The organism is Rhizobium sp. CFBP 8752, from assembly GCF_014842035.1.
Lineage (GTDB): Bacteria > Pseudomonadota > Alphaproteobacteria > Rhizobiales > Rhizobiaceae > Neorhizobium > Neorhizobium soli.
Window position 1 is genome coordinate 2104863 of the sequence record NZ_JACYUZ010000001.1, and the last position, 20624, is coordinate 2125486.

Genomic DNA, 20624 nt, shown 5'->3' on the forward strand with positions numbered 1-20624 from the left:
TATATGGCATGGCGACGGCTGCAAAAAGGGCCATTTGCAGCGCATCAATTTTATTCAAGCGAGACACAAGCTGAAATGAACTATCGGCACATCTACCACGCAGGCAATTTCGCCGACGTCCTCAAGCACGCCGTCCTGTCGCGGCTCGTTCTTTATGCACAGAACAAGGACAAGGCGTTCCGCTTCCTCGATACGCATGCGGGCATCGGGCTTTACGACTTATCCTCCGAAGAAGCGCAGAAGACCGGCGAATGGCTCGACGGCATCGGCAAGCTGGTCGATGCCGAGTTTTCTCCCGAAGTGGCCGAAATCCTTGCGCCCTATCTCGGTGCCGTGAAGGAACTGAACCCGAAGGGTGGCGTCAAGTTCTATCCCGGCTCGCCGAAACTCGCGCGCATGCTGTTTCGCCCGCAGGACCGTCTCTCGGCAATGGAGCTGCATCCGGAAGACTTTGCCCGCCTGTCGCGCCTGTTCGAAGGCGACTACCAGGCACGTGTGACCGAACTCGACGGCTGGCTGGCGCTCGGGGCGCATCTGCCGCCGAAGGAAAAGCGCGGCATCGTGCTGATCGATCCGCCCTTCGAGGAAGAAGGCGAGTACGACCGGATGGTCAGGGGTCTTGCCAACGCCTATCGCAAGTTTTCAGGCGGCACCTATTGCCTCTGGTACCCGATGAAGAAGGGCGCACCGATCAAGGACTTCCACGAGCAGTTGAACGCGCTGGATATCCCCAAAATGCTCTGCGTCGAGCTGACCGTGAAAAGCGACCGGGATCTTGTCGGCCTGAACGGCTCGGGCCTCGTCATCGTCAACCCGCCTTTCACGCTCAAGGATGAGCTGCATACGATCCTGCCCCCGATAAAGACGGCGCTGGCACAGGATCGTTACGCCTCGCAGCGATGCTTCTGGATAAGAGGTGAACACACCGACGCCGAGGCTTGACCCGTCGGCGCATCCCTTTCATGGTGCGGCGCGACTGGAGGCCGCCCACCATGAAACGCTTGTTCGCCGCCCTTGCAGGCCTCGTCGTCCTTCTCGCCTTCACTACTGCGTCGACGGCGCAGGAGCGGCAGCGCAACCGGGGTCAGCAAGGCTCCGAGGACCGTGCGGGCGCTTTCGATTTCTACGTCCTCTCTCTGTCCTGGTCGCCAACCTTCTGCGCATCCGATGACGGAGGCCGCAACCGGCAGCAATGCGGCACCGACAAGCGTTTCCGCTTCGTCGTACACGGGCTCTGGCCGCAATACGAAACCGGCTTCCCGGATTTCTGCCGCTCGTCGGAACCCGATCGCGTGCCGCGCCAGCTTGGTGAAAAGCTGTTCGACATCATGCCGTCGATGGGTCTGATCGGTCACCAGTGGCGCAAGCATGGAAGCTGCACCGGCCTCGACCAGCCAACCTATTTCGACACTGTCCGCAAGGCTTTTGAGCACGTCAAACTTCCGGCGGACCTTGCTGGCGGGCAAAGCCCGCTCAAGCTTTCCCCTGATGCCATCGAGCAGGCCTTCATGTCCGCCAACCCGGGTCTTTCCCGCCGCGGTATCGCTGCGAGCTGCGAAGGTGAAAAGCTCGATGAAATTCGTATCTGCCTTAGCAAGGATCTACAGTTTCGCGATTGCGCGGAGGTCGACCGCCGCGGCTGCCGGATTGGCCAGATTACGCTTCCTCCGGCCCGCTGACATCCGCTTGCTCAAGATGACACCAGCGGCCCTCGATATCAGAACAAGGACATACCGATGAAGATCCTCCACTCCCCGGCCTCGCCCTACTCCGTCAAGGTTCGCATGGCCGCCCGCCATCTCGGTCTCGACGTGACCGAAGAAAAGACCGACACGAATGCGGCGCCTCCCGAACTCATCGACAACAATCCGCTCGGGAAGATCCCGGTTCTGATCCGCAAGAACGAGCCGCCGGTCTATGACAGCGTCGCGATCATGCACTTCCTCGATCGTCACTCCGGCGGCAAGCTTTACCCGAAGAAGGACGTGAAGCGGACCGAGGCCGAAGTGCTCGAAGCGCTCTGCGACGGCATTACCGATAGCCTTCTCGCGATCGTCTACGAGCGTCGCTCGCGCGAGGAGGAAAAGGTCCACCAGCCCTGGATCGACAAGCAGTGGGGCAAGGTGGTGCGCGGGCTGGACTATCTGGAAAAGAACCTGCCGAAGACGGGCAAGAAGCTGCATGGTGGCCACTTCGCGCTTGCCGCTATGATCGGTTATCTCGACCTGCGCTTTAACGGCCAGTGGGCCGAAGGTCGTCCGGAACTCGCCTCCTGGCCTGACACGTTCTCCAAGCGCTTTCCGGCCTATATGGAAATGAAGCCCTACGCCTGAACCGAATGAGGTCCGCGGCCGCCCTAGAACTCTTGGGTTGCCGCGGATCCCGGCACAACCTGCCGGTCGTTCGAGACCTTCTCCCATTTGCACAAGCAATTGAAACGCTTGCCCTCCGGTTTTCCTCCGCTACTATGACGAGAACGGCGGGAGGCCGTTTGAAGCAATTCGGAGGAATTTCATGAAGCGATCAGCGTTGACGCGGCGAACCGCCCTGCGCCTTTCCGTAGTCCTTGCAGGCTCGGCCCTGTCCCTGATGTCACTGGGACTTTCAGCCACCGGGGCTGCGGCCCAGTCGTTTCCCGACCAGACGATCACCCTCGTCGTGCCGTTTGCAGCCGGCGGATCGACGGATGTTGTCGGTCGAGTCGTGGCGCAGAAGATGGGTGATATCCTCGGCCAGCAGATCGTGGTTGAAAACGTCGCCGGAGCCGGCGGCAATCTCGGCGCCGACCGCGTCGCGCGTGCGGAGCCGGACGGTTACACAATCCTGATGGGCACGGTTGCGACCCACGCGCTCAACCCGCTGATCCTGAAGCAGAAGCCCTACGACCCCGAGAAGGATTTTGCGCCTGTCTCGCTACTGGTCATCGTGCCGAACGTTCTGGTCATCAATCCGAAACTGCCGGTCAACACGGTGGCGGAACTGGTGGAGCTCCTCAAGAAGGAGCCGGAGAAATATTCTTACGCGTCGTCGGGCAACGGCACGCCCCTGCATCTCTCGGGCGAATTGTTCAAGGCGATGACCGGCGTCAAGATGGAGCATGTTCCTTACAAGGGCGCGGGTCCTGCCCTCAACGACCTGATCGGCAACCAGATCTCGATCATGTTCGACAACCTGCCCTCCTCGTCTCCGCATATCAAGGCGGGAACTCTGAAGGCACTGGGCGTCACCACTGCCGAGCGGGCAGCTTCGTTCCCGGACGTGCCGACGATTGCCGAGACGGTACCGGGTTACGAGACCTACACCTGGAACGCCCTGTTCGCACCGGCCGGCACGCCGCCTGAAGTGGTCGCAAAACTGAACGACGCCGCCAACAAGGCGCTACAGGACCCGGCAGTTGTCGCGAGGATGAAGGATTTCAGCGCCAAGATCGTCGGGTCTACCCCGGAGGAACTCGGCAAACACGTGACAGCCGAACTCGCAAAATGGACCCCGGTCGTCAAGAACGCCAATATCCAGATGGACTGACCGTTATACCGACCGAAAACCACGCATGAAAAAAGCCCGTTGGTGACAACGGGCTTTTAGATGAGAAGCCGGGAAACGCTCCCGGCTTTTTGTTGTTCTTATTAGAACTTTACGCCGATACCGACCTTAACGCTGTGGTCGTCGAAGCCCTTGGAGACGTTGCCGCTGTCGAGGCTGTAGTCCTTGGCTGCGAAGTCCGTGTAGCGATATTCGATACGGGTCGTGATGTTGCTGGTGACGAATGCTTCAGCACCGACGCCGACCGTATAACCAACGGATGTCTTGTCGTCAGACGACGTTGCATCCTTGAGTTCGTTGTTCTGCAGCGCGACACCAGCCGTACCGTAGATCAAGAAGGGGTTGAGGTCGTAACCGACGCGGCCGCGGACCGAACCGTCCCAGCCAGCTTCGCCACGGTAACCGCCGGATGTTCTGCCGTCCTGGCCGTTGTAGCCGACGTCAGCTTCGATACCGTACACAACCTGGCCGCTCTGCCAGTTGTAACCGGTATAAGCACCGCCGCCTGCACCCTTGGCATTGTAGTCGCCACCGCCGAAACGGCCCCAGTCGTAGGAACCAGTGGCGCCGAGGTAGAAGCCCTGCCACGTAGCGGCCGGTGCGACTTCTTCAACAGCCATAGGAGCTGCAGGAATCTGGTCGACGGCGTCAGCAGCGCTGGCCGAGGAAATTGCAATAAAGCTGGCAGCCGAGGCCATCAGAGTCGCGACGAGAATACGCATACCTTTTTCTCCGTTTGGCGCATCGGCTCAAAAACCACTTCGGGTTTCGGAAGGTCCGACACGAGTATTCCTAATTGCTACAACGTCCCTGCGCACCCTTTCGGGTATCGGCGCTGTAGGCTGCCGGGCAAGTGTCACATCAACAGAGTTGACGACAGCTTTGTTCCCTGCTGGCTGAGGACGAATTTGGGGGGCAATTGAGGAATTGAAAGAGCCGAAATGTGAATTGTTTGTGGCAGCTAGACGGCTAAATTTCGATGTTGCTTCATCGCCACAGGTATATCGTCAAGGATAACGAGACGTTAATCGCACTATAGAGCATTTTACATTTCTTGACCGTTTCTTAACATTGCGAACAAACGCTGTCAAACAGCCTCGATACATATCACGACTCCGAGAGGCGCGAGATTTAGCCTCCTTTATTCGAGTTTAACTCAAATTTAGCCGAGCAACGCATCAACGCCATCACAGCATCCTGCAGAACTCCTACTTGCAAATCGTCATTTCCGGTCGAAACGAGGCCGAATTCCTGCCGTATTCGCTTCCAGGACCCCGCGAGCACGTTTGCTGAGAGAGAAATGCAGGCGTGGTGGCACGCTTCCAAAGCTGCCGGCAAAACACTATCTGTTGGCGAACAGCTTCAGCCCCGAGTCGCCGATTTCTTCGGGTTGGATGATCACAAAGACGAGATGAGCCCGCAGAAATAGTCGTCTGAACTGATTCTGCCGGCGGAGACATGCGATGAACGCGAAGAATGTGCCCGATGGCGGCGTTCTTTATGACGGAAACGAAGAAGACGACGACGATGCCCTGGCACCGGAAGCGGTCGCTGCGGCTATCACCACGTCCATCGACTGGAACGAGGCTGTCCGCCACGACACGGGCCTCAAGGGCGCCGACCTGATCGCCGAGTTCGTCAAGCACCTTCCGAACGCGCCGGGCGTCTACCGGATGTTCAACGAGGCCGGCGACGTGATGTATGTCGGCAAGGCGAAGAGCCTCAAGAAACGCGTCAGCAATTATGCGCAGGGCCGACTGCATTCCAACCGCCTCACCCGCATGGTGCGCGAAACCACGCATATGGAATTCGTCACGACGCGGACGGAGACCGAGGCGCTGCTGCTTGAAGCGAACCTCATCAAGCGGTTACGTCCGCGGTTCAACGTTCTGCTGCGCGACGACAAGTCGTTTCCGTATATTCTCATCAGCGGCGATCACCGTGCCCCTGCCCTGATGAAACACAGAGGCGCCCGCGCCCGCAAAGGCCAGTATTTCGGACCGTTCGCATCGGCCTCTGCCGTCGGCCGAACGATCAACTCGCTACAGCGTGCGTTCCTGCTGCGCACCTGCACAGACAGCGTGTTCGAGAGCCGCACGCGTCCCTGTCTTCTTTATCAGATCAAACGCTGTTCCGGCCCCTGCACCCATGAAGTCAGCGACGAGGGCTATGCCGAGCTCGTCAAGGAAGCCTCGGACTTTCTTTCGGGCCAGAGCCAGAACGTGAAGACCGTCATCGCCAGGCAGATGTCGGAAGCCTCCGAAGACATGGATTTCGAGCGCGCCGCGATCTATCGCGATCGGCTTGCAGCGCTCAGCCACGTCCAGAGCCACCAGGGCATCAATCCGGCCGGCGTCGAGGAAGCCGATATCTTCGCCATCCACCACGAAGGCGGGCTTACCTGCATCCAGGTGTTCTTCTTCCGCACCGGCCAGAACTGGGGCAACCGCGCCTATTTCCCGAAGGCCGATCCTCAGATGGCAGGAGCCGAGGTCCTCAACGCGTTTCTCGCGCAGTTCTATGACGACAAGCCGGTTCCCAAGCAGATTCTGCTGTCGGAAACGGTCGAGGAGCAGGAACTGCTGGCGCTCGCGTTTTCCGAAAAGGCGGGACACAAGGTCTCGATCCTGGTGCCGCAGCGTGGCGAAAAGCGCGATCTTGTCGATCACGTCGCTGCCAATGCGCGCGAAGCACATGGCCGCAAGCTGGCCGAAACATCGTCGCAGGCGCGCCTTCTCAAGGGTCTCGCCGAAACCTTCAGCCTGCCCTACCAGCCCCGGCGCATCGAGATCTACGATAACTCGCATATGATGGGCACCAATGCCGTCGGCGGCATGGTCGTCGCGGGTCCGGAAGGATTTGTGAAGGGCCAGTACCGCAAGTTCAACATCAAATCGACCGACATCACCCCCGGCGACGACTTCGGCATGATGCGAGAGGTCATGACCCGGCGCTTCTCGCGACTGATCAAGGAAGAAGGCATTCCTGATCGCAGCATCTCGACGCCGAAACCCGTCGAGGCGACCAGCGATGACATCAACGATGCCGCGTTTCCGGCCTGGCCCGATGTAATCCTGATTGATGGCGGCCAGGGCCAGATGACGGCTGTGCGCACCATCCTCGACGAACTTGGCATCCGAGACGTGGTGACGGCGATCGGGGTGGCCAAAGGTGTCGACCGCGATGCCGGCCGCGAACGCTTCTTTGCCGATGGCCGCAGCGATTTTTCTCTGCCGCCACGCGATCCCGTCCTCTACTTCGTCCAGCGCATGCGCGACGAAGCGCACCGGTTCGCGATCGGCTCGCACCGGGCCCGGCGCAAAAAGGAAATGATCAAGAACCCGCTCGACGAAATCGCGGGCATCGGGCCGGGCCGAAAGCGCAAGCTGCTGCAGCATTTCGGCACCGCAAAGGCCGTGTCCCGCGCAGGTCTCAACGATCTGATGGCGGTCGAAGGAATCTCCGAAGCGGTGGCAAAACAGGTCTATAATCACTTCCACGAAAGCCGAAGTGGATGACGATGAACGACATGCATGGGTCATCAAAACAGCGTATGCATCTCAACCAACTGTAAAAAAGCCTCGAAAACTGTTGACGCTGGCGTCTCGAAACCTCAACTAGAGGCAACCCTCAAGCACAGGTCCATCATGGCTTCCCGCGCGTACAACATTCCCAATCTTCTGACCTATGCGCGCATCCTTGCCGTACCGGTGATCGTTCTGTGCTTCTTCATCGAAGGAAAGCTGGAAAGCTCGGATTTTGCCCGCTGGGCCGGATTCTGGATCTTCGTCGTGGCGTCGCTGACCGACTATCTGGATGGCTATCTGGCCCGTATCTGGAACCAGACGTCAAATATCGGCCGCATGCTGGATCCGATCGCCGACAAGCTTCTGGTTGCCGCCGTGCTGCTGCTGCTTGCCGCCGATCAGACGATTGCCGGCTGGTCGCTGTGGGCTGCAATCACGATTCTCTGCCGCGAAATTCTCGTCTCGGGCCTGCGTGAATATCTGGCGGCGCTCAAGGTATCGGTGCCGGTGACCCGCATCGCCAAGTGGAAGACGACGATCCAGATGGTGTCGATCGCCTTCCTGCTGGCCGGACCTGCCGGCGACAAGTTCCTGCCGTTCACGACGCAGATCGGCATCGGCCTTCTCTGGGTCGCCGCGGCCCTCACCTTCTACAGCGGCTACGACTATTTCCGCGCCGGTCTCAAGCATCTCGTGGATGACGAGGGATGACAAAACTCGTCTATTTCGCCTGGGTGCGCGAGAGAATCGGCAAAACCGAGGAAGATCTCGACCTACCGCCTGAGGTCCTTACCGCGCGTGATCTCCTCAATCACCTGAAGACGCTCGGCGAGGAATACGAGAACGCGCTGCAATATCCCGAGGTCATTCGCGTCGCGATCGACCAAGAGCATGTGGAGCATTTCGAAAAGATCGCCGGAGCACGCGAGATCGGCATTTTCCCCCCGATGACAGGCGGGTAAACGGAAGACAATCTGATGACGATGCCCACGATCCGCGTCCAGACCGACGATTTCGATCTGCGATCGGAGATCGATCTCCTCACTGCCGGCCGCATGGATATCGGCGCGGTGGTCAGCTTCTGCGGTCTTTGCCGTGACGAGCAGGGAGCGCTCTCGGCGCTGGAATTGGAGCATTATCCGGGCATGGCGGAAGCCGAGATGAACCGCATCGCCCTTCTTGCCATCGACCGCTTTTCGCTTCTCGGACTGACCGCCATCCACCGCTACGGCAAGATCGCGCCCGGCGCCAATATCGTCCTCGTCATCGCCGTCGCCTCGCATCGCCAGGCAGCCTTCGATGGCGCCAATTTCGTGATGGATTTTCTGAAGACATCGGCGCCGTTCTGGAAAAAGGAACACGCGGCTGACGGTTCGCCCCGGTCCTGGGTCGATGCGAAAGACGCCGACGATACCGCCCGCGATCGGTGGCGCTGAGGTTTACGGGACCACCCTTTCCCGCCGGCTGATGACGAGAACCGCAACCAGCACCAGCCCGATGGCGAAGTCCCGCCACAGGATCGGACCGTAACCGCTCCACAGTGTTTCGGCGAAACCGACAGCGGCGGCACCGGCTGCCGACCGCAGCGGATGCGAATGGCCTCCGGCTGCAGCAATCAGGACGATCTTGATGCTGATCAGCAACCCGGCGCCGAAGTCCATCGTTCCGTAATACGAGGTCGCCAACACGCCTGCGACGGAGGCGTACAGAGATGCTGCCGCGTAGGCGAGGACGAATACCAGACGGGAACTGATGCCGCAGAGTTGGGCCACAATCTTGTCGTCGGCCACCGCCCGCCAGATGCGCCCGAGGCTTGTATGATCAATTACCAGCCAGCCGGCCGCGATCATTGCCAGCATCAGGCCGGTATTAAGCAACTGGATCAGCGTCAGGGTTATTGCGAAACTGTGACCCGCCCAGAGCGGAACGGCACGGTTCAGAAACGGCGACAGCCAGATCTCCCGGGAGCCGGAGGCAAGCCGAGCGCCCTCCATCAGCACCAGCAGCACGCCCAGCGCGGCGACGATCGGCGCGTTGCGCGCATGCCTTTCGATCAACCGCAGGGTCAGCCCGCCGACCACGATCCCGGTCGCGACGCCGCCGACGATCGCCGCGCCCGCCCCCATCGCCAGTGCCGCCGGCAGGACAAGCCAGAACTCGTCCCAGCCGAGCTGCGCGAACAACACGTAGAGATGGCCGGAAAAAGCAAAGATGGCGCCATAGGCGATGTCTGCGCGCTTCGTCAGCGCAAAGCCGATCACGTAGCCGAAGGCAAGCGTTGCGTAGAGTACCGACAGCGGCACAGCATTCGCCAATTGCTGGAGCAGATAGGCCATCGGCAAACCCCAAAAGGATGACACGAATATAACTGGTAAACCGCGTTACACCAGTTATAATTCTGGGATGGATTTCACCTGGACCCCGCATCGTTTCGTCGGTGGCGCCTTGGCGCTCGATGTCGCCAACAGCGTCATACTGCGCATCGATCCGTCACGCCGCATTGATCGCTTCGCCTCTCCGCAGCAGATGGATGCCTTTCCCGAGGCGGCCGGAGAATTCTCGGCGGAGCGGGCGTTGTTTGGAGAAGTGACGCCAGTCGCCGCGGAAAGACGCGGCGATTTCCTCGTGCTTCGGGAGGCGATCGACCGGTATTTCCGTGCTCGAGCGGATGGCGAGGATGACCCGCACAAACTGGCGGATCTGCTTGGCGCGGCGGCTGTGGCGTTGCGCGGAACCGGCACCGGCTCGCTCGAGGCTGCCACCGCTCGCTCGGCCTTGCGGCTTCTTGGCGACGATCAGATTTCCCGCCTCAAGAGCTGCCGCAATTGCGGCTGGCTGTTTATCGACCGAAGCCGCAACCGTAGCAGAAGCTGGTGCGACATGACCGTCTGCGGCAACCGCGTGAAGGCGAACCGCCACTATCGCCGCAGCCGCGGTGGAGGACCTTCGGCTGGAGACGCAACATGAGGTGGAGGGCAGCGATATCAGCCGGGCTCTGCGTGATGGGCCTGATTGTGACTGGCTGCCAGCGACCGTCGGAAGGCGTGTATTTCGAACTGTCCGGCCGGATTTTCGTCTTCAACTACCGGGTGGCTACCGCTAACTACCTCGTTACGCTGCGAAGGGTCGCTGCCATCCCTAAGGAAAGCCGCGCCAGAGCGGAATTCGAAGATCCGCAGGGCGGACCGGCGCTTTTCACTGAAGAGAGAGTGCTCGATGTCGACGATGTCCTCACGCTTGCCAGCCCGTTCGTCCAGTGCGTCCGGAAGGACAGGCCCTACCGCGTGGCCATCACGCTGACAGGCGCGTCCGGCGAGGTGCTGCAGGTGATCGAAACCACCGTGACGTCGGATGTCGATCAGTCTGTGATACCGGCGGCACCGCTGGTCGTCGGCCCGGCCTACACACCCAACCCCGACATGTTCAAGGCCGATGGCTCGACCGACTTCTCCGGGCGAACCGGCTGCCCGGCGACTCCATGACCTTGCCGCAGACAGCAAAAAAGGCCGGAGCGAATGCCCCGGCCTTTTGTAGATCAAACCGATCCGTCAGCAATCAGCCGACGATTTCGGTTTCGGCGAACCAGTAAGCGATTTCCTGGGCAGCGGTTTCCGGAGCATCCGAACCGTGAACCGAATTTTCGCCGATCGACAGGGCGAACTGCTTGCGGATCGTGCCCTCGTCGGCGTTGGCCGGGTTGGTCGCGCCCATGATTTCGCGGTTCTTCAGGATGGCGCCTTCGCCTTCGAGAACCTGAACGATGGTCGGGCCAGACGTCATGCCGTCGACGAGTTCGCCGAAGAAAGGACGTTCCTTGTGAACGGCGTAGAAGCCTTCAGCTTCGCGCTTGCTCATCCAGACGCGCTTGGATGCGATGATGCGCAGGCCGTTGTCTTCAAATACCTTGGTGATGGCACCGGTCAGGTTGCGCTTCGTTGCGTCCGGCTTGATCATCGAAAACGTGCGTTCAATCGCCATTGGTCTCATCCTTTGTTTCCACGGAAAGTGGGCGGTGTTTAACCGCCCCTTTCGCGGGAAACAAGGGGGATGGGCCTAATTTCACGCAGCCGTCACAACGCGTCCTGCGCTGTCATGAAGGTCGAGCAGACGCTCGAACCACGAAGCCAGCAGGCCGTCCTTGCCCAGCACGTCGGCACCATCCGTCACCCGCAGCCACTGCAGCGCGCCGAACAGAATGTAGTCGGCAAACAGCGGCGCCTCGCCGCCGAGGAAAGGCTGGAATTTCAGCGTGTGCGTAACCGGCTTCAGTTTCTCGGCGAAGGTGTCGATTTCCCGCTGCCGGTCGGCGGCGACCTCTTCCAGCGACCGGCCGAATATGGCCTCGCGGCTGCTGCGGAAATAGGCCTGGTCGGCCGGCCCCAGCGTATCGTGCACGCTCTTGATTGCGATCCTCGCGATTGCGCCGTGTACCACCGTCTGCGAAAAACCCTCGACAAACCGGGAGAGCGCCTTGCCGCCTTCCCCGCCGAACAGGGTCGGACGGTCGGGATAGCGCTCGTCCAGATAGACCGCGATGTCGAAACTGTCACGGATCAGTTCGTTTCCGTCCCGCAGGATCGGCACGGTCCTGGAAAACCCGTTCTCCAGGTTGGGGATCTGCGTAAACGGTGTCGGCTGCTCCGTGTATTCGAGCCCCTTGTGCTTGAGCGCCATCACCACTTTCCACGCATGCGGCGAAAAGGGCCGGTGCGCGTCAGCGCCGCAGAGGGAATAGAGAATGCGTGTCATCATGGGCTCCTGATCTGTCACTCACCGCACATGATGGGATGGGAAGCCTCACAAATCCAGTCAGGAAATTTCATGGGTGGTATCAACCCCTGCCCCTCGGGTTGGCCGACAAATCCGGTATGATTACACGTGAACAACCGGAGACGCTTTGAATGCTGCGCCATTTCCAGATGCTTGCCGCTTACAATTCCTGGGCAAACTCACAGGTCTACGATGCCTGTGCCGCGCTGACGGACGCCGAATATCGCGAAGATCGTGGCGCCTTCTTCGGATTAGTCCACCGCACGCTCAACCATATCCTCGTTGCCGACCGCATCTGGATGCGCCGCCTGACCGGAGACGGCACGGCCCCGACGGATCTGGGGGCCGTTCTGTTCGAGGATTTCTCTGACCTGCGCACGGCGCGTGACGCAGAAGATGTGCGTATTACGAACTATCTCGGGTCTCTGACCGATAACGCGCTCAGCACCACCGTCACCTATACGCCGGTGACCGTTCCGACGGAGGTCACCGAACCAGTGGCGCCGGTTCTCGCCCATCTCTTCAACCACCAGACCCACCACCGGGGACAGGTGCACGCCATCCTCACCTCGCTCGGCAAGCCCTCCGTAGTGCTCGATATGATCGCCTTCCTACGCGGGCATGGAAAACAGTGGATGCAGGTTTAACGTAATACGGCTTTAGGACAAACAGGGGTTGTGAACTCAGCCTTAACCTTATTCGCAACGAGACGTCTTCAAACGCCTGACAAAAGCCAACGTTTCAGGCGTTCTTAACCCTCGATCTCGCGTACTGTTTTCCTGAAACGAGACAGTAACGAGACCCTAAGGAATAGGTGGATCATGTCGGCGGACAATGCACGGCAATCGCGTGACAGGAGCCTGGCTGTCGTAGCGCAGCAGATGGCAAAGCAGGACGTTGCCGGTCTTCCTCGCAATTACACGCTGTTCCACGAAGCGCTGTCGGGGTCCGATCCGGCGCTTACCCGCGACGTCGCCACGCTTCCGGCCGGCGCTACCCAGGCCCAGATCGACGAGATCGGCCTGCGCTACCAGCTTCCCGGCTTCGTGGTTCTATCGATCGCCAACCGGGACGAGGAAACGAGACGCGTTCTCGATCTCGTCGGCACGATTGCCCAGGCCACGCTGAAGAAGCAGAATTTCGTACGTGCGCTGGAGACGGCGGCCGAAAGCCTTCGGAGCGGAAGTGCCAGCGGTCTCGCCGACATTCAGGCCGAGCTCGATCATCTTCAGGCGAACCTCAGCGAAACGCTCTCCGCCGAGATCGGTCTCACCAAATCTCTGGAGCTTGCCGCGGACCGGCTGCTGATGTCGAGCAATCTGGCGGAAGCGGCCCGAACCAATTCTCTGTCCGACCGGCTGACCGGGCTTCCGAACCATGTGGCGCTGGCCGAAAAGCTGGATCTCCTCTACGCGCCGGCCGCCGAGCACCGCGCGGCCGCCCTTTTCGTGGTCCGGCTCGTCGATCTCGGCGAGTTGGCGCAGACCTATGGCCAGGTGACTGCCGGCCGGATCGTCAAGCGTGCCGCCGCCATTTTCCGCAAGGCGATCAAGAAGAACGACTTTCTGGCCCGGACCGCGACCGACAGCTTTGCGTTTCTGTTCGAGGATGTCGATCGGAGCGGTGCAAAAGCGATCGCCGATCGACTCGTAACTTCGATCGCCGATAGCCTCGTGTTTGCAGGTTCCGGTGAAGGGCATTACCCCCACATGCGGCTGTCGATCGGCGTGGCGCTCTCGACCGAGGCATTCTCGCCGCAACAGATCAAGCTGCATGCGGCAACCGCACTCGAAAGCCTTCGTGTCCATGGTTCAGGCGCCGGAACCGAAACCGTGGCGATCTTCGGCGATCCAAGCCGTCGTGTCTCCTGAGCACGCTCTCCGATCCTCCATACGACATTGACGCGGCGGCCCATCCGGGCGCCGCGTCCTGCATTTCAGCAAAAAGTCGATCGCGTCGGCGTCAGGCGGGAACGAACTGGTTTTCCTGCGTGAAGCGGATTGTCTTTCTGGTCACGCCCTGCGCGAACTGGACCGGAAACGCTGCGGACGAGATGGCCGTATCGATCACCTGCCCCTCGATGAACGAGCCGGCGATGATGAAATAGCTCGGCTTCGGCGTGAATGTGTAGTCGAGGTTTGGCTCGAGCTGCACGGCGACGGCCGGTTTGCCGCCCATCGCAAGACCCACGTTCAGCGACATCCGGACACTGGCCTGCTGCAGAACCGACGGGATCAGGTTGTTCGCCCGCACGAGAAAGACACCTGCGGGGCCGCTGGTCGGATTTGTCGGGAACGCCGGAGCACCGTTCGGGAACGCGCCCTGATAGGTTACGGCGACGTTGTTCAGGCCATCGAGAACCACGTCACATTTGCTGGCGGTAGCAAATGCCCGCGGGTTGAGTGTCGAACCCAGTTCCTGGATGTAACCGGCGCTGATCGAGTAGTCGATCGTCCAGCTGAATACCGACGTGCTCGGGTTTTCCGGGCTGCCCGAGGCCGCGTTGCCGATCATCCATGCCAGAGACAACGGGCTCTGCGACGCGCCGACCACGTCCGGTATCGTCTGGAACAACGCATAACTCTGGAACTTCGGGTTCTCGTTCATGACCGTAAGCGTATAGGGCGTCCCCAGATCCTGTTTCTCGAAGATCTCGATCGATTCCCTTCCCATCATAACACGCATGCTGACCTCTCCTCTTTGACATTCTTGCCGCCGCGACATGCGGACCGGACCGAACGGCCCGTTCGGCTACCAACGGCAATTCCTGCCGTGAGTACAACCTAGAATGATTTATCGCTGGAGAATGTCACGCATGTAACAACTTTTGATTGCATTTATCCGTATCACGGCTCAGACGGCAAGCGACACCTCAGCGTCCGAGTGGGTTTATGACATCGAACCTTATCTCCAAGATCAACAACGACATCCGACATTCCGCGTGGTTCGACGATCTCGACGACGACACGTACTCGCGTCTCGTGTCGGGGTCGGCGAGCCGCCTCTATAGGGACGGCCAGACGCTGTTTTTCAGCGGTCAGGCCTGCGACGCGCTGTCGATCATCGCGTCCGGTTGCGTGCACCTCTATTTCATCTCGGAGGATGGGCATGAAGTGATCTTCGCCGAGCTCGGCGCTGGCGACGTTCTGGGAGATGTCGAACTCACCCTCGGCTGCACCCACTTCGCGAACGCGGTCGCGGCCGGTGAGACCCGCGTGATGGTGGTCCGTCGCAGCGCATTCAGTGAGATCACCCGCATGCCCCAGATGTCGGCTTTTCTGATGAAGACATTCGCACGCAAGCTCAGAAAGACGATGGCCTTTGCCGAAGGCATGGCACTGCATACGCTGCAGACCAGGCTTGCGCGTCTTCTCGTCGATCTCGCCCGCCTGCACGGCCGCAGCACAGCGGAGGGGCTGCTGATCGACAGAGCGATATCGCAGGAGAAAATGGGGCAACTGATCAATGCCAGCCGCCCACGAGTGAACGCGCAGCTTCAGGCTTGGAAGGGCGACGGCGTGCTCGGCATGCGGCGCGGCCGCCTGATCATCCTCGACTACCGATCGCTGAAGATCATGTCGCGCGAGGGGGCGACCGACAATTGACAGGGTGGTCCAAGGCGCGACGCCGAGCGCGACGGATTTTAAGGTCCGTCGCGCAGGTCGCCTGCCCTTTTGCGATTGCTACTTGCAGCCACCCTTGACGTACTCGATCATTTCCTCGGTCTCATGCGTGAAATGCGGCCCCTTGACGTTACTAGGGCTGCCATTCGACACGACGCTGAAGATTTCGAAAGCCTTATTCTCAGCCGGCAGGAACCACGCGCCGCCACTGGCACCGCCGCCGTACATCGGATGCGGCTTTGCCTCGTAAGCCGTCGCATCGCTGACGCTGATCGACGGGTCCTCCATGAACATGTACTCGCCACCATCCAGCCGTCCGGGATATCCCATCAGGGTGAGTTCGGTTTTCTCAGGCACCTTAGCGAGACGCAGCTGGAATTTTCCAGACGTCGATGCCTTGGTACTGCGCATGACCGCGTAATCGACTGCGGCCGCGGCAAGGCCCGGGACTTGCGGTATCTTCGTCCACGCCGTCAGGACGGACGCCATGTCGATAGGATAAGCCTCGCCCGGCGCTCCGTCATAACCCGGATAGAACACCACGTTGCTGGCCTGGTCTCCATTCAGCCACATGGCGTGTGCCGCCCCGATGATGATCTTGTCGTCGGAGACGAACTGGGCGCTGGCCGCTTGATCGATTCCGCCCAGGCTAAAGAACAGCTTGCCACCGAACTTGAACGGAGCCTCTTTGATCGGTGCCTGCTTGACCTCGGTCCCTTCGAGGGAATGTACGTCGCCACCTGGCATGCCGCTCTCCGGCAGTAGGCCGGGAGCGGGGATTGCATTGCGACGGCGCTCATCCGTCCAGTAGTCTGCGGTAAAGGCCGCCTGCGCCGCGGTCGGTGCCCAGCAGGTGAACCGGTCATCGGCGAATGCGCCTGCCGGTGCAAAGGAAACCGACACCAAAAGTGTCAGGCATGACGCTTTCCAAAACTTCATCTCTCAACCCTCCTTGTTCGAACATCCGTCAGGGATGCTTCGGCCGAGTGGCCAGGGACGAACCTAGATGGGCGCGGTCTGGAGGGCTGTTCCCGGAGGAACAGGGGGAGATCCTTGAGAGATTGTCCCTTCGCAGCGCACAATGCCCGTAAATCGCGACGGCCGCCGTCTTGCCTTCACGCCCGGTTTCGGCCAAAACCGCGGCCATGATTACCATTACCGACCTTTCCGCCCGTATTGCCGGGCGCCTTCTCCTCGACCATGCCAGCGTGACGCTGCCCGCCGGCACCAAAGCCGGGCTTGTGGGCCGCAACGGTGCGGGCAAATCGACGCTGTTCAAGCTGATTACCGGCGAGCTCAGCTCGGAGACCGGCTCGGTCTCCTATCCGAAGAGCGCCAAGCTCGGACAGGTGGCTCAGGAAGCGCCCGGCACCGAGGATTCGCTGCTGGAAATCGTGCTCGCCGCCGACAAGGAACGCGCAGCGCTGATGGCCGAGTCGGAGACGGCCACCGATCCGGACAGGATTGCCGACATCCAGATGCGCCTCGTCGACATCGACGCCCATTCGGCGGAAGCGCGCGCCGCCAGCATTCTCGCGGGCCTTGGCTTTTCGCAGGAAGCTCAGCTTCGGCCTGCCTCGTCATTTTCCGGCGGCTGGCGAATGCGTGTGGCGCTTGCTTCGGTTCTGTTTGCCGAGCCGGACCTGCTTTTGCTCGACGAGCCGACCAACTATCTCGATCTTGAAGGCACGCTCTGGCTGGAAGATTACGTGCGCCGCTATCCGCACACCGTCATCGTCATCAGCCATGACCGCGACATGCTCAACAATGCGGTCACGTCGATTGTCCATCTCGACCAGAAGAAGCTTACCTTCTATCGCGGCGGCTATGACCAGTTCGAACGCCAGAAGGCGGAAAACGACGAGCTGCAGACCAAGGCCAAGGTGAAGAACGATGCGGCCCGCAAGCATTTGCAGACCTTCATCGACCGTTTCAAGGCCAAGGCCTCCAAGGCCAAGCAGGCGCAGAGCCGCGTCAAGGCGCTGGAGCGGATGGGAACGGTCGCCTCTGTTATCGAGGATCATGTCCAGCCAATCACCTTCCCCGAGCCCGAAAAGCAACCCGCCTCGCCGATCATCTCGGTGCAGAACGGTGCCGTCGGGTACGAGCCGGGCAAGCCGATCCTCAAGAACATCACGCTCCGGATCGACCATGACGACCGCATCGCCCTGCTTGGCTCGAACGGCAACGGCAAGTCGACCTTCGCCAAGTTCATCGCCGGCCGGCTTGCCGCCGAAAGCGGCGAACTGAAGCTCGCGCCAAGCCTGAAGATCGGCTTCTTCGCACAGCACCAGCTCGACGACCTCGTCCCGGGTGATTCTCCCGTGGAGCACGTGCGCCGCCTGATGCCGTCAGTCCCGGAAGGCAAGGTACGCGCCCGCGTCGCCCAGATGGGGCTTGCGACAGAAAAGATGTCGACGCCTGCAAAGGATCTGTCGGGCGGCGAAAAGGCGCGCCTGCTGATGGGGCTTGCCGCCTTCCACGCGCCCAACCTCCTCATCCTCGACGAGCCGACCAACCATCTGGACATCGACAGCCGAAGAGCCCTGATCGAGGCGCTCAACGACTATCAGGGCGCGGTCATTCTTATCTCCCATGATCGGCATCTGATCGAGGCGACGGTCGATCGTCTCTGGCTCGTCAACAACGGCACGGTGCAAACCTTCGAGGGAGATCTCGAAGAATACCGCGACCTGATTGTCAGTTCCGGTAAAAAAAAAGAAGAAAAACCGCAGCTGATTGACGATGCGGCATCGAAGGTCGAACAGCGCAAGGCGAGCGCCGAAAGGCGTGCCTCGCTCGCCCCCTTGCGCAAAAAGATCAACGATGCCGAGGCCTTGACGGCCAAGCTTGAGAAGCTGATTCAGGCGCTTGATAAAGAGCTTGCAGACCCGGCGCTCTATGAAAAGACGCCGGCAAAGGCTGCAACCAAGGCCAAGGAACGGGGCGAGGCCGCGGCCAAGCTCTCGGCCGCCGAAGAGCAATGGCTGATGCTGTCTTCCGAATACGAAGAGGCGATGGCCGGCTGAGTTTCGTAATCCGGTTGCCCCTGCCCCTCTGCATGCCTAGCTAAGGTGCTGCAGCCAGAGGAGGCCTTCGATGGATCTTTATCTCGAAACCGACGACGACGCCCGCACGCTCGCCTTTATCGCCGAGCAGAACGCAATCTCAGCGGACGCCCTGGAAACACCCCAATTCGAAGCGGACCGCGACACGCTGAAGGCGATGTTCGAGCGCGAGGACCGGCTGATCGTGCCGGCGCGGCGCGGACGCTGGCAGTTCGACTTTCATCGCACCAAGGACAATCCGCTCGGTCTCTGGCGCCGACTACCGGCAGCAGACGAGCCGCGCCACGACGCGGCCTGGGAAACCATTTTCGATTTCGATGCCTTTTGCGTTACCGAAGGCAAGCGCTGGATCTATAGTGGCGCCGTCACCTCCCCTTACGAGCCGACCCGTGTTCTCGTCATCCTGTCCGACGGCGGATCCGACCAGATGCGGCTGCTGGAGTTCGACACGGAGGCGAAGGCGGTCGTCGAGGGCGGTTTCGACACGCCGGTGGCGCGGGCCCATGCAAGCTGGATCGGCCCGGACGAGATCGCCTATTTCGGATCGATCGACGACTTTTCCGCCACCCGCTCTGGCTGGCCCCGCGTCGGCCGCCGGCTGAGGCGCGGCATGGATCCGAAAGATGCACCGATCCTGTTCGAGGCGGGCCCCGACGACGTTCAGGCGACCGGCGGGATCATCGATCCACTGTTTTGGAACGGCGGTTCGGACAAGCAGCCGATCGAGTTCTTTACCGTCATCCACGAGATCGACCGGATGAGCGTCCATGTCCGCGATGGACAAGGTGCGCTCCGGCGTCTCGATCTGCCCGACAGGATCGATGTCACCGCCAACCATCGCCATCTGCTCTGGCGCGCCAAGAGTGACGAGCGCTATCCGACCGGCAGCCTGATCCTGCAGGAATTCATCCCGTATTCGGATGAGCCGCTGGGTGCTGCCCGTGTTCTCTTTAGCCCTGAACACGGGCAGACCGTCACTCAGTTCACGCTGTTCAAGACCTGGGGCGCATTCGTCGTCAGCGACGTGATGGTGCCGCGGTTATTCCTGATCGACCTCACGAAACCGGATGCGCAGCCGCAGGAACTGCAGCTGCCGTCCACTCTGCAGACCGTCGGATTCCGCACGCTCGATGCCGACCTCACGCGCGGCGAGGAAATCCTGACCGTCATCGGCCAGGGCTTCCTGCAGCCCTACGGGACATGGCGTCTCGACCTGACGGATCGCTCGCATGCACCCGAACTGGTTCCAACCGGCGTCTCACCCGCCTATTTCGATGCGCAGGGAATGCAGTCCGAGCTTCTGCAGGCCACGTCCGAAGACGGGACGAAAATCCCCTATCACATCGTCTACCCGAAGACGTGGGAGAAGGGCGAACTGCCGGTCCTGATGTATGGCTATGGCGGCTTCGGCTGGCCGCTTGCTCCCTACTACTCGGGCAATACCGGCGTCTGGCTCGAACATGGCGGCGCCTATGTACAGGCCTATATCCGCGGCGGCGCGGAATTCGGCCCCGACTGGCACACGGTCGCCAAGGGCAAGGGCCGTCACAAGGCGTTCGAGGATTTCGTCGCAGTCTCCCGCGATCTTGTCGCACGTGGCATCACAAAACCGTCGCGCATCGCCTGCCATGGCGGCAGCAATGGCGGTCTTCTGACCGCTGTCATGGCAACGCGCTATCCACAAGATTTCGGCGCAATCTGGACCTCGGTCCCCGTCATCGACATGTCGCGTTTCCACGTCTTCCCAGCCGGCAAGGCCTGGATGGACGAATACGGCAACCCTGACGTCGCGGAAGAGCTTGCCGCGATGCTGACCTATTCGCCGCTCCACAATATAGACCCCGCGGCTGAGGTGACCTATCCGCCGATCTACATCGAAAGCTCGACCAACGACGACCGCGTGCATCCATCGCATGCCCGCCGTTTCGCCAAGCGACTGATCGACGCCGGGCATCGTCCTCTGTTTCACGAATACGGCTCGGGCGGTCACGGCGGCGCCGGCGATACGCTTGAACAGGCGGCGCGATTGGCAATGGGCTACAGTTTTCTGCGCGAGACGATCGTGAAGGCGTGAGCGGAAGCCATCGGTTGTG

General features: G+C 60.7%; 21 protein-coding genes. 15 read left to right on the plus strand and 6 right to left on the minus strand.

Going from position 1 to position 20624, the window contains the following annotated elements:
• The first annotated feature begins 75 nt into the window (after positions 1-75).
• The 4 genes from IFT59_RS10145 (at position 76) to IFT59_RS10160 (ending at position 3525) form a co-directional block, all read left to right on the plus strand.
• On the plus strand, positions 76-942 hold the full coding sequence (locus tag IFT59_RS10145; protein ID WP_062453307.1) for a 23S rRNA (adenine(2030)-N(6))-methyltransferase RlmJ: 867 nt from the start codon (positions 76-78) through the stop codon (positions 940-942).
• Positions 943-992: 50 nt separating this feature from the next.
• Positions 993-1679 carry a ribonuclease T2 family protein gene (locus IFT59_RS10150; protein WP_062453308.1) on the plus strand — a complete coding sequence of 229 codons (687 nt, stop codon included), beginning with the start codon at positions 993-995 and terminating at the stop codon, positions 1677-1679.
• 57 nt (positions 1680-1736) lie between these two features.
• Positions 1737-2333, plus strand: a complete 597-nt coding sequence (locus IFT59_RS10155) for a glutathione S-transferase family protein (RefSeq protein WP_113111076.1) — start codon at positions 1737-1739, stop codon at positions 2331-2333.
• Positions 2334-2514: 181 nt separating this feature from the next.
• Complete coding sequence (locus IFT59_RS10160) at positions 2515-3525, plus strand: Bug family tripartite tricarboxylate transporter substrate binding protein (RefSeq protein ID WP_062579906.1); 1011 nt, start codon at positions 2515-2517, stop codon at positions 3523-3525.
• A gap of 101 nt (positions 3526-3626) precedes the next feature.
• On the opposite strand, the gene IFT59_RS10165 is transcribed toward IFT59_RS10160, so the two are convergent.
• Positions 3627-4265, minus strand: a complete 639-nt coding sequence (locus IFT59_RS10165; protein WP_062453311.1) for an outer membrane protein — start codon at positions 4263-4265, stop codon at positions 3627-3629.
• A 741-nt stretch (positions 4266-5006) separates the two neighbouring features.
• On the opposite strand from IFT59_RS10165, the gene uvrC reads away from it, so the two are divergent.
• From uvrC to IFT59_RS10185, 4 genes are all read left to right on the plus strand, one after another.
• Positions 5007-7061 (plus strand): excinuclease ABC subunit UvrC, encoded by a 2055-nt coding sequence (gene uvrC, locus IFT59_RS10170; protein ID WP_174195946.1) that lies wholly within the window; start codon positions 5007-5009, stop codon positions 7059-7061.
• Positions 7062-7190: 129 nt separating this feature from the next.
• Positions 7191-7781 (plus strand): CDP-diacylglycerol--glycerol-3-phosphate 3-phosphatidyltransferase, encoded by a 591-nt coding sequence (pgsA, locus tag IFT59_RS10175; RefSeq protein ID WP_062453313.1) that lies wholly within the window; start codon positions 7191-7193, stop codon positions 7779-7781.
• The gene (gene moaD / locus IFT59_RS10180; protein WP_184654879.1) at positions 7778-8032 is read left to right on the plus strand and encodes a molybdopterin converting factor subunit 1; all 255 of its coding nucleotides are present in this window, start codon (positions 7778-7780) and stop codon (positions 8030-8032) included. Before pgsA ends, moaD begins: the two co-directional genes overlap by 4 nt.
• Positions 8033-8047: 15 nt before the next feature.
• Complete coding sequence (locus IFT59_RS10185; protein ID WP_062453315.1) at positions 8048-8506, plus strand: molybdenum cofactor biosynthesis protein MoaE; 459 nt, start codon at positions 8048-8050, stop codon at positions 8504-8506.
• A 3-nt stretch (positions 8507-8509) separates the two neighbouring features.
• Here the strand turns inward: IFT59_RS10185 and IFT59_RS10190 are convergent, their stop codons facing one another.
• Positions 8510-9406 (minus strand): branched-chain amino acid ABC transporter permease, encoded by an 897-nt coding sequence (locus IFT59_RS10190; RefSeq protein ID WP_192086750.1) that lies wholly within the window; start codon positions 9404-9406, stop codon positions 8510-8512.
• 67 nt (positions 9407-9473) lie between these two features.
• Between IFT59_RS10190 and IFT59_RS10195 the strand changes: the two genes are divergently transcribed.
• Positions 9474-10037 (plus strand): CGNR zinc finger domain-containing protein, encoded by a 564-nt coding sequence (locus IFT59_RS10195; protein WP_192086751.1) that lies wholly within the window; start codon positions 9474-9476, stop codon positions 10035-10037.
• On the plus strand, positions 10034-10552 hold the full coding sequence (locus tag IFT59_RS10200; RefSeq protein ID WP_192086752.1) for a hypothetical protein: 519 nt from the start codon (positions 10034-10036) through the stop codon (positions 10550-10552). Before IFT59_RS10195 ends, IFT59_RS10200 begins: the two co-directional genes overlap by 4 nt.
• 73 nt (positions 10553-10625) lie before the next feature.
• Here IFT59_RS10200 and ndk read toward each other — a convergent pair whose 3' ends face one another.
• Complete coding sequence (ndk, locus tag IFT59_RS10205) at positions 10626-11048, minus strand: nucleoside-diphosphate kinase (RefSeq protein WP_062453319.1); 423 nt, start codon at positions 11046-11048, stop codon at positions 10626-10628.
• A gap of 81 nt (positions 11049-11129) precedes the next feature.
• Positions 11130-11819, minus strand: a complete 690-nt coding sequence (locus tag IFT59_RS10210; RefSeq protein ID WP_192086753.1) for a glutathione S-transferase family protein — start codon at positions 11817-11819, stop codon at positions 11130-11132.
• A 152-nt stretch (positions 11820-11971) separates the two neighbouring features.
• On the opposite strand from IFT59_RS10210, the gene IFT59_RS10215 reads away from it, so the two are divergent.
• Both IFT59_RS10215 and IFT59_RS10220 read left to right on the plus strand, forming a co-directional pair.
• Positions 11972-12487, plus strand: coding sequence for a DinB family protein (locus IFT59_RS10215; protein WP_192086754.1), 516 nt, complete (start codon positions 11972-11974; stop codon positions 12485-12487).
• Between the two features lie 174 nt (positions 12488-12661).
• The gene (locus IFT59_RS10220) at positions 12662-13711 is read left to right on the plus strand and encodes a GGDEF domain-containing protein (protein WP_192086755.1); all 1050 of its coding nucleotides are present in this window, start codon (positions 12662-12664) and stop codon (positions 13709-13711) included.
• 91 nt (positions 13712-13802) lie between these two features.
• Here IFT59_RS10220 and IFT59_RS10225 read toward each other — a convergent pair whose 3' ends face one another.
• Entirely contained in the window at positions 13803-14525 is a 723-nt protein-coding gene (locus IFT59_RS10225) for a hypothetical protein (protein ID WP_062453322.1), read from the minus strand.
• 206 nt (positions 14526-14731) lie between these two features.
• Between IFT59_RS10225 and IFT59_RS10230 the strand changes: the two genes are divergently transcribed.
• Positions 14732-15445, plus strand: coding sequence for a Crp/Fnr family transcriptional regulator (locus tag IFT59_RS10230; protein ID WP_192086756.1), 714 nt, complete (start codon positions 14732-14734; stop codon positions 15443-15445).
• A gap of 78 nt (positions 15446-15523) precedes the next feature.
• On the opposite strand, the gene IFT59_RS10235 is transcribed toward IFT59_RS10230, so the two are convergent.
• Entirely contained in the window at positions 15524-16402 is an 879-nt protein-coding gene (locus IFT59_RS10235) for a trypsin-like serine peptidase (RefSeq protein WP_113167324.1), read from the minus strand.
• 206 nt (positions 16403-16608) lie between these two features.
• Between IFT59_RS10235 and IFT59_RS10240 the strand changes: the two genes are divergently transcribed.
• Both IFT59_RS10240 and IFT59_RS10245 read left to right on the plus strand, forming a co-directional pair.
• Positions 16609-18492 carry an ABC-F family ATP-binding cassette domain-containing protein gene (locus IFT59_RS10240; RefSeq protein WP_062453325.1) on the plus strand — a complete coding sequence of 628 codons (1884 nt, stop codon included), beginning with the start codon at positions 16609-16611 and terminating at the stop codon, positions 18490-18492.
• 70 nt (positions 18493-18562) lie between these two features.
• Positions 18563-20605 carry a prolyl oligopeptidase family serine peptidase gene (locus IFT59_RS10245; protein WP_192086757.1) on the plus strand — a complete coding sequence of 681 codons (2043 nt, stop codon included), beginning with the start codon at positions 18563-18565 and terminating at the stop codon, positions 20603-20605.
• Positions 20606-20624 lie beyond the last annotated feature (19 nt).

Bases quoted from the DNA above. Each gene is read 5' to 3' on its own strand.
- IFT59_RS10145 (WP_062453307.1), top strand. From the start codon at position 76: ATGAACTATCGGCACATCTACCACGCAGGCAATTTCGCCGACGTCCTC.
- moaD (WP_184654879.1), top strand. From the start codon at position 7,778: ATGACAAAACTCGTCTATTTCGCCTGGGTGCGCGAGAGAATCGGCAAA.
- IFT59_RS10225 (WP_062453322.1), bottom strand. From the start codon at position 14,525: ATGCGTGTTATGATGGGAAGGGAATCGATCGAGATCTTCGAGAAACAG.
- IFT59_RS10245 (WP_192086757.1), top strand. From the start codon at position 18,563: ATGGATCTTTATCTCGAAACCGACGACGACGCCCGCACGCTCGCCTTT.
- IFT59_RS10240 (WP_062453325.1), top strand. From the start codon at position 16,609: ATGATTACCATTACCGACCTTTCCGCCCGTATTGCCGGGCGCCTTCTC.
- IFT59_RS10190 (WP_192086750.1), bottom strand. From the start codon at position 9,406: ATGGCCTATCTGCTCCAGCAATTGGCGAATGCTGTGCCGCTGTCGGTA.
- IFT59_RS10195 (WP_192086751.1), top strand. From the start codon at position 9,474: ATGGATTTCACCTGGACCCCGCATCGTTTCGTCGGTGGCGCCTTGGCG.
- IFT59_RS10235 (WP_113167324.1), bottom strand. From the start codon at position 16,402: ATGAAGTTTTGGAAAGCGTCATGCCTGACACTTTTGGTGTCGGTTTCC.
- IFT59_RS10215 (WP_192086754.1), top strand. From the start codon at position 11,972: ATGCTGCGCCATTTCCAGATGCTTGCCGCTTACAATTCCTGGGCAAAC.
- IFT59_RS10230 (WP_192086756.1), top strand. From the start codon at position 14,732: ATGACATCGAACCTTATCTCCAAGATCAACAACGACATCCGACATTCC.
- IFT59_RS10220 (WP_192086755.1), top strand. From the start codon at position 12,662: ATGTCGGCGGACAATGCACGGCAATCGCGTGACAGGAGCCTGGCTGTC.
- IFT59_RS10155 (WP_113111076.1), top strand. From the start codon at position 1,737: ATGAAGATCCTCCACTCCCCGGCCTCGCCCTACTCCGTCAAGGTTCGC.
- IFT59_RS10210 (WP_192086753.1), bottom strand. From the start codon at position 11,819: ATGACACGCATTCTCTATTCCCTCTGCGGCGCTGACGCGCACCGGCCC.
- IFT59_RS10165 (WP_062453311.1), bottom strand. From the start codon at position 4,265: ATGCGTATTCTCGTCGCGACTCTGATGGCCTCGGCTGCCAGCTTTATT.
- IFT59_RS10160 (WP_062579906.1), top strand. From the start codon at position 2,515: ATGAAGCGATCAGCGTTGACGCGGCGAACCGCCCTGCGCCTTTCCGTA.
- uvrC (WP_174195946.1), top strand. From the start codon at position 5,007: ATGAACGCGAAGAATGTGCCCGATGGCGGCGTTCTTTATGACGGAAAC.
- IFT59_RS10200 (WP_192086752.1), top strand. From the start codon at position 10,034: ATGAGGTGGAGGGCAGCGATATCAGCCGGGCTCTGCGTGATGGGCCTG.
- IFT59_RS10150 (WP_062453308.1), top strand. From the start codon at position 993: ATGAAACGCTTGTTCGCCGCCCTTGCAGGCCTCGTCGTCCTTCTCGCC.
- IFT59_RS10185 (WP_062453315.1), top strand. From the start codon at position 8,048: ATGACGATGCCCACGATCCGCGTCCAGACCGACGATTTCGATCTGCGA.
- pgsA (WP_062453313.1), top strand. From the start codon at position 7,191: ATGGCTTCCCGCGCGTACAACATTCCCAATCTTCTGACCTATGCGCGC.
- ndk (WP_062453319.1), bottom strand. From the start codon at position 11,048: ATGGCGATTGAACGCACGTTTTCGATGATCAAGCCGGACGCAACGAAG.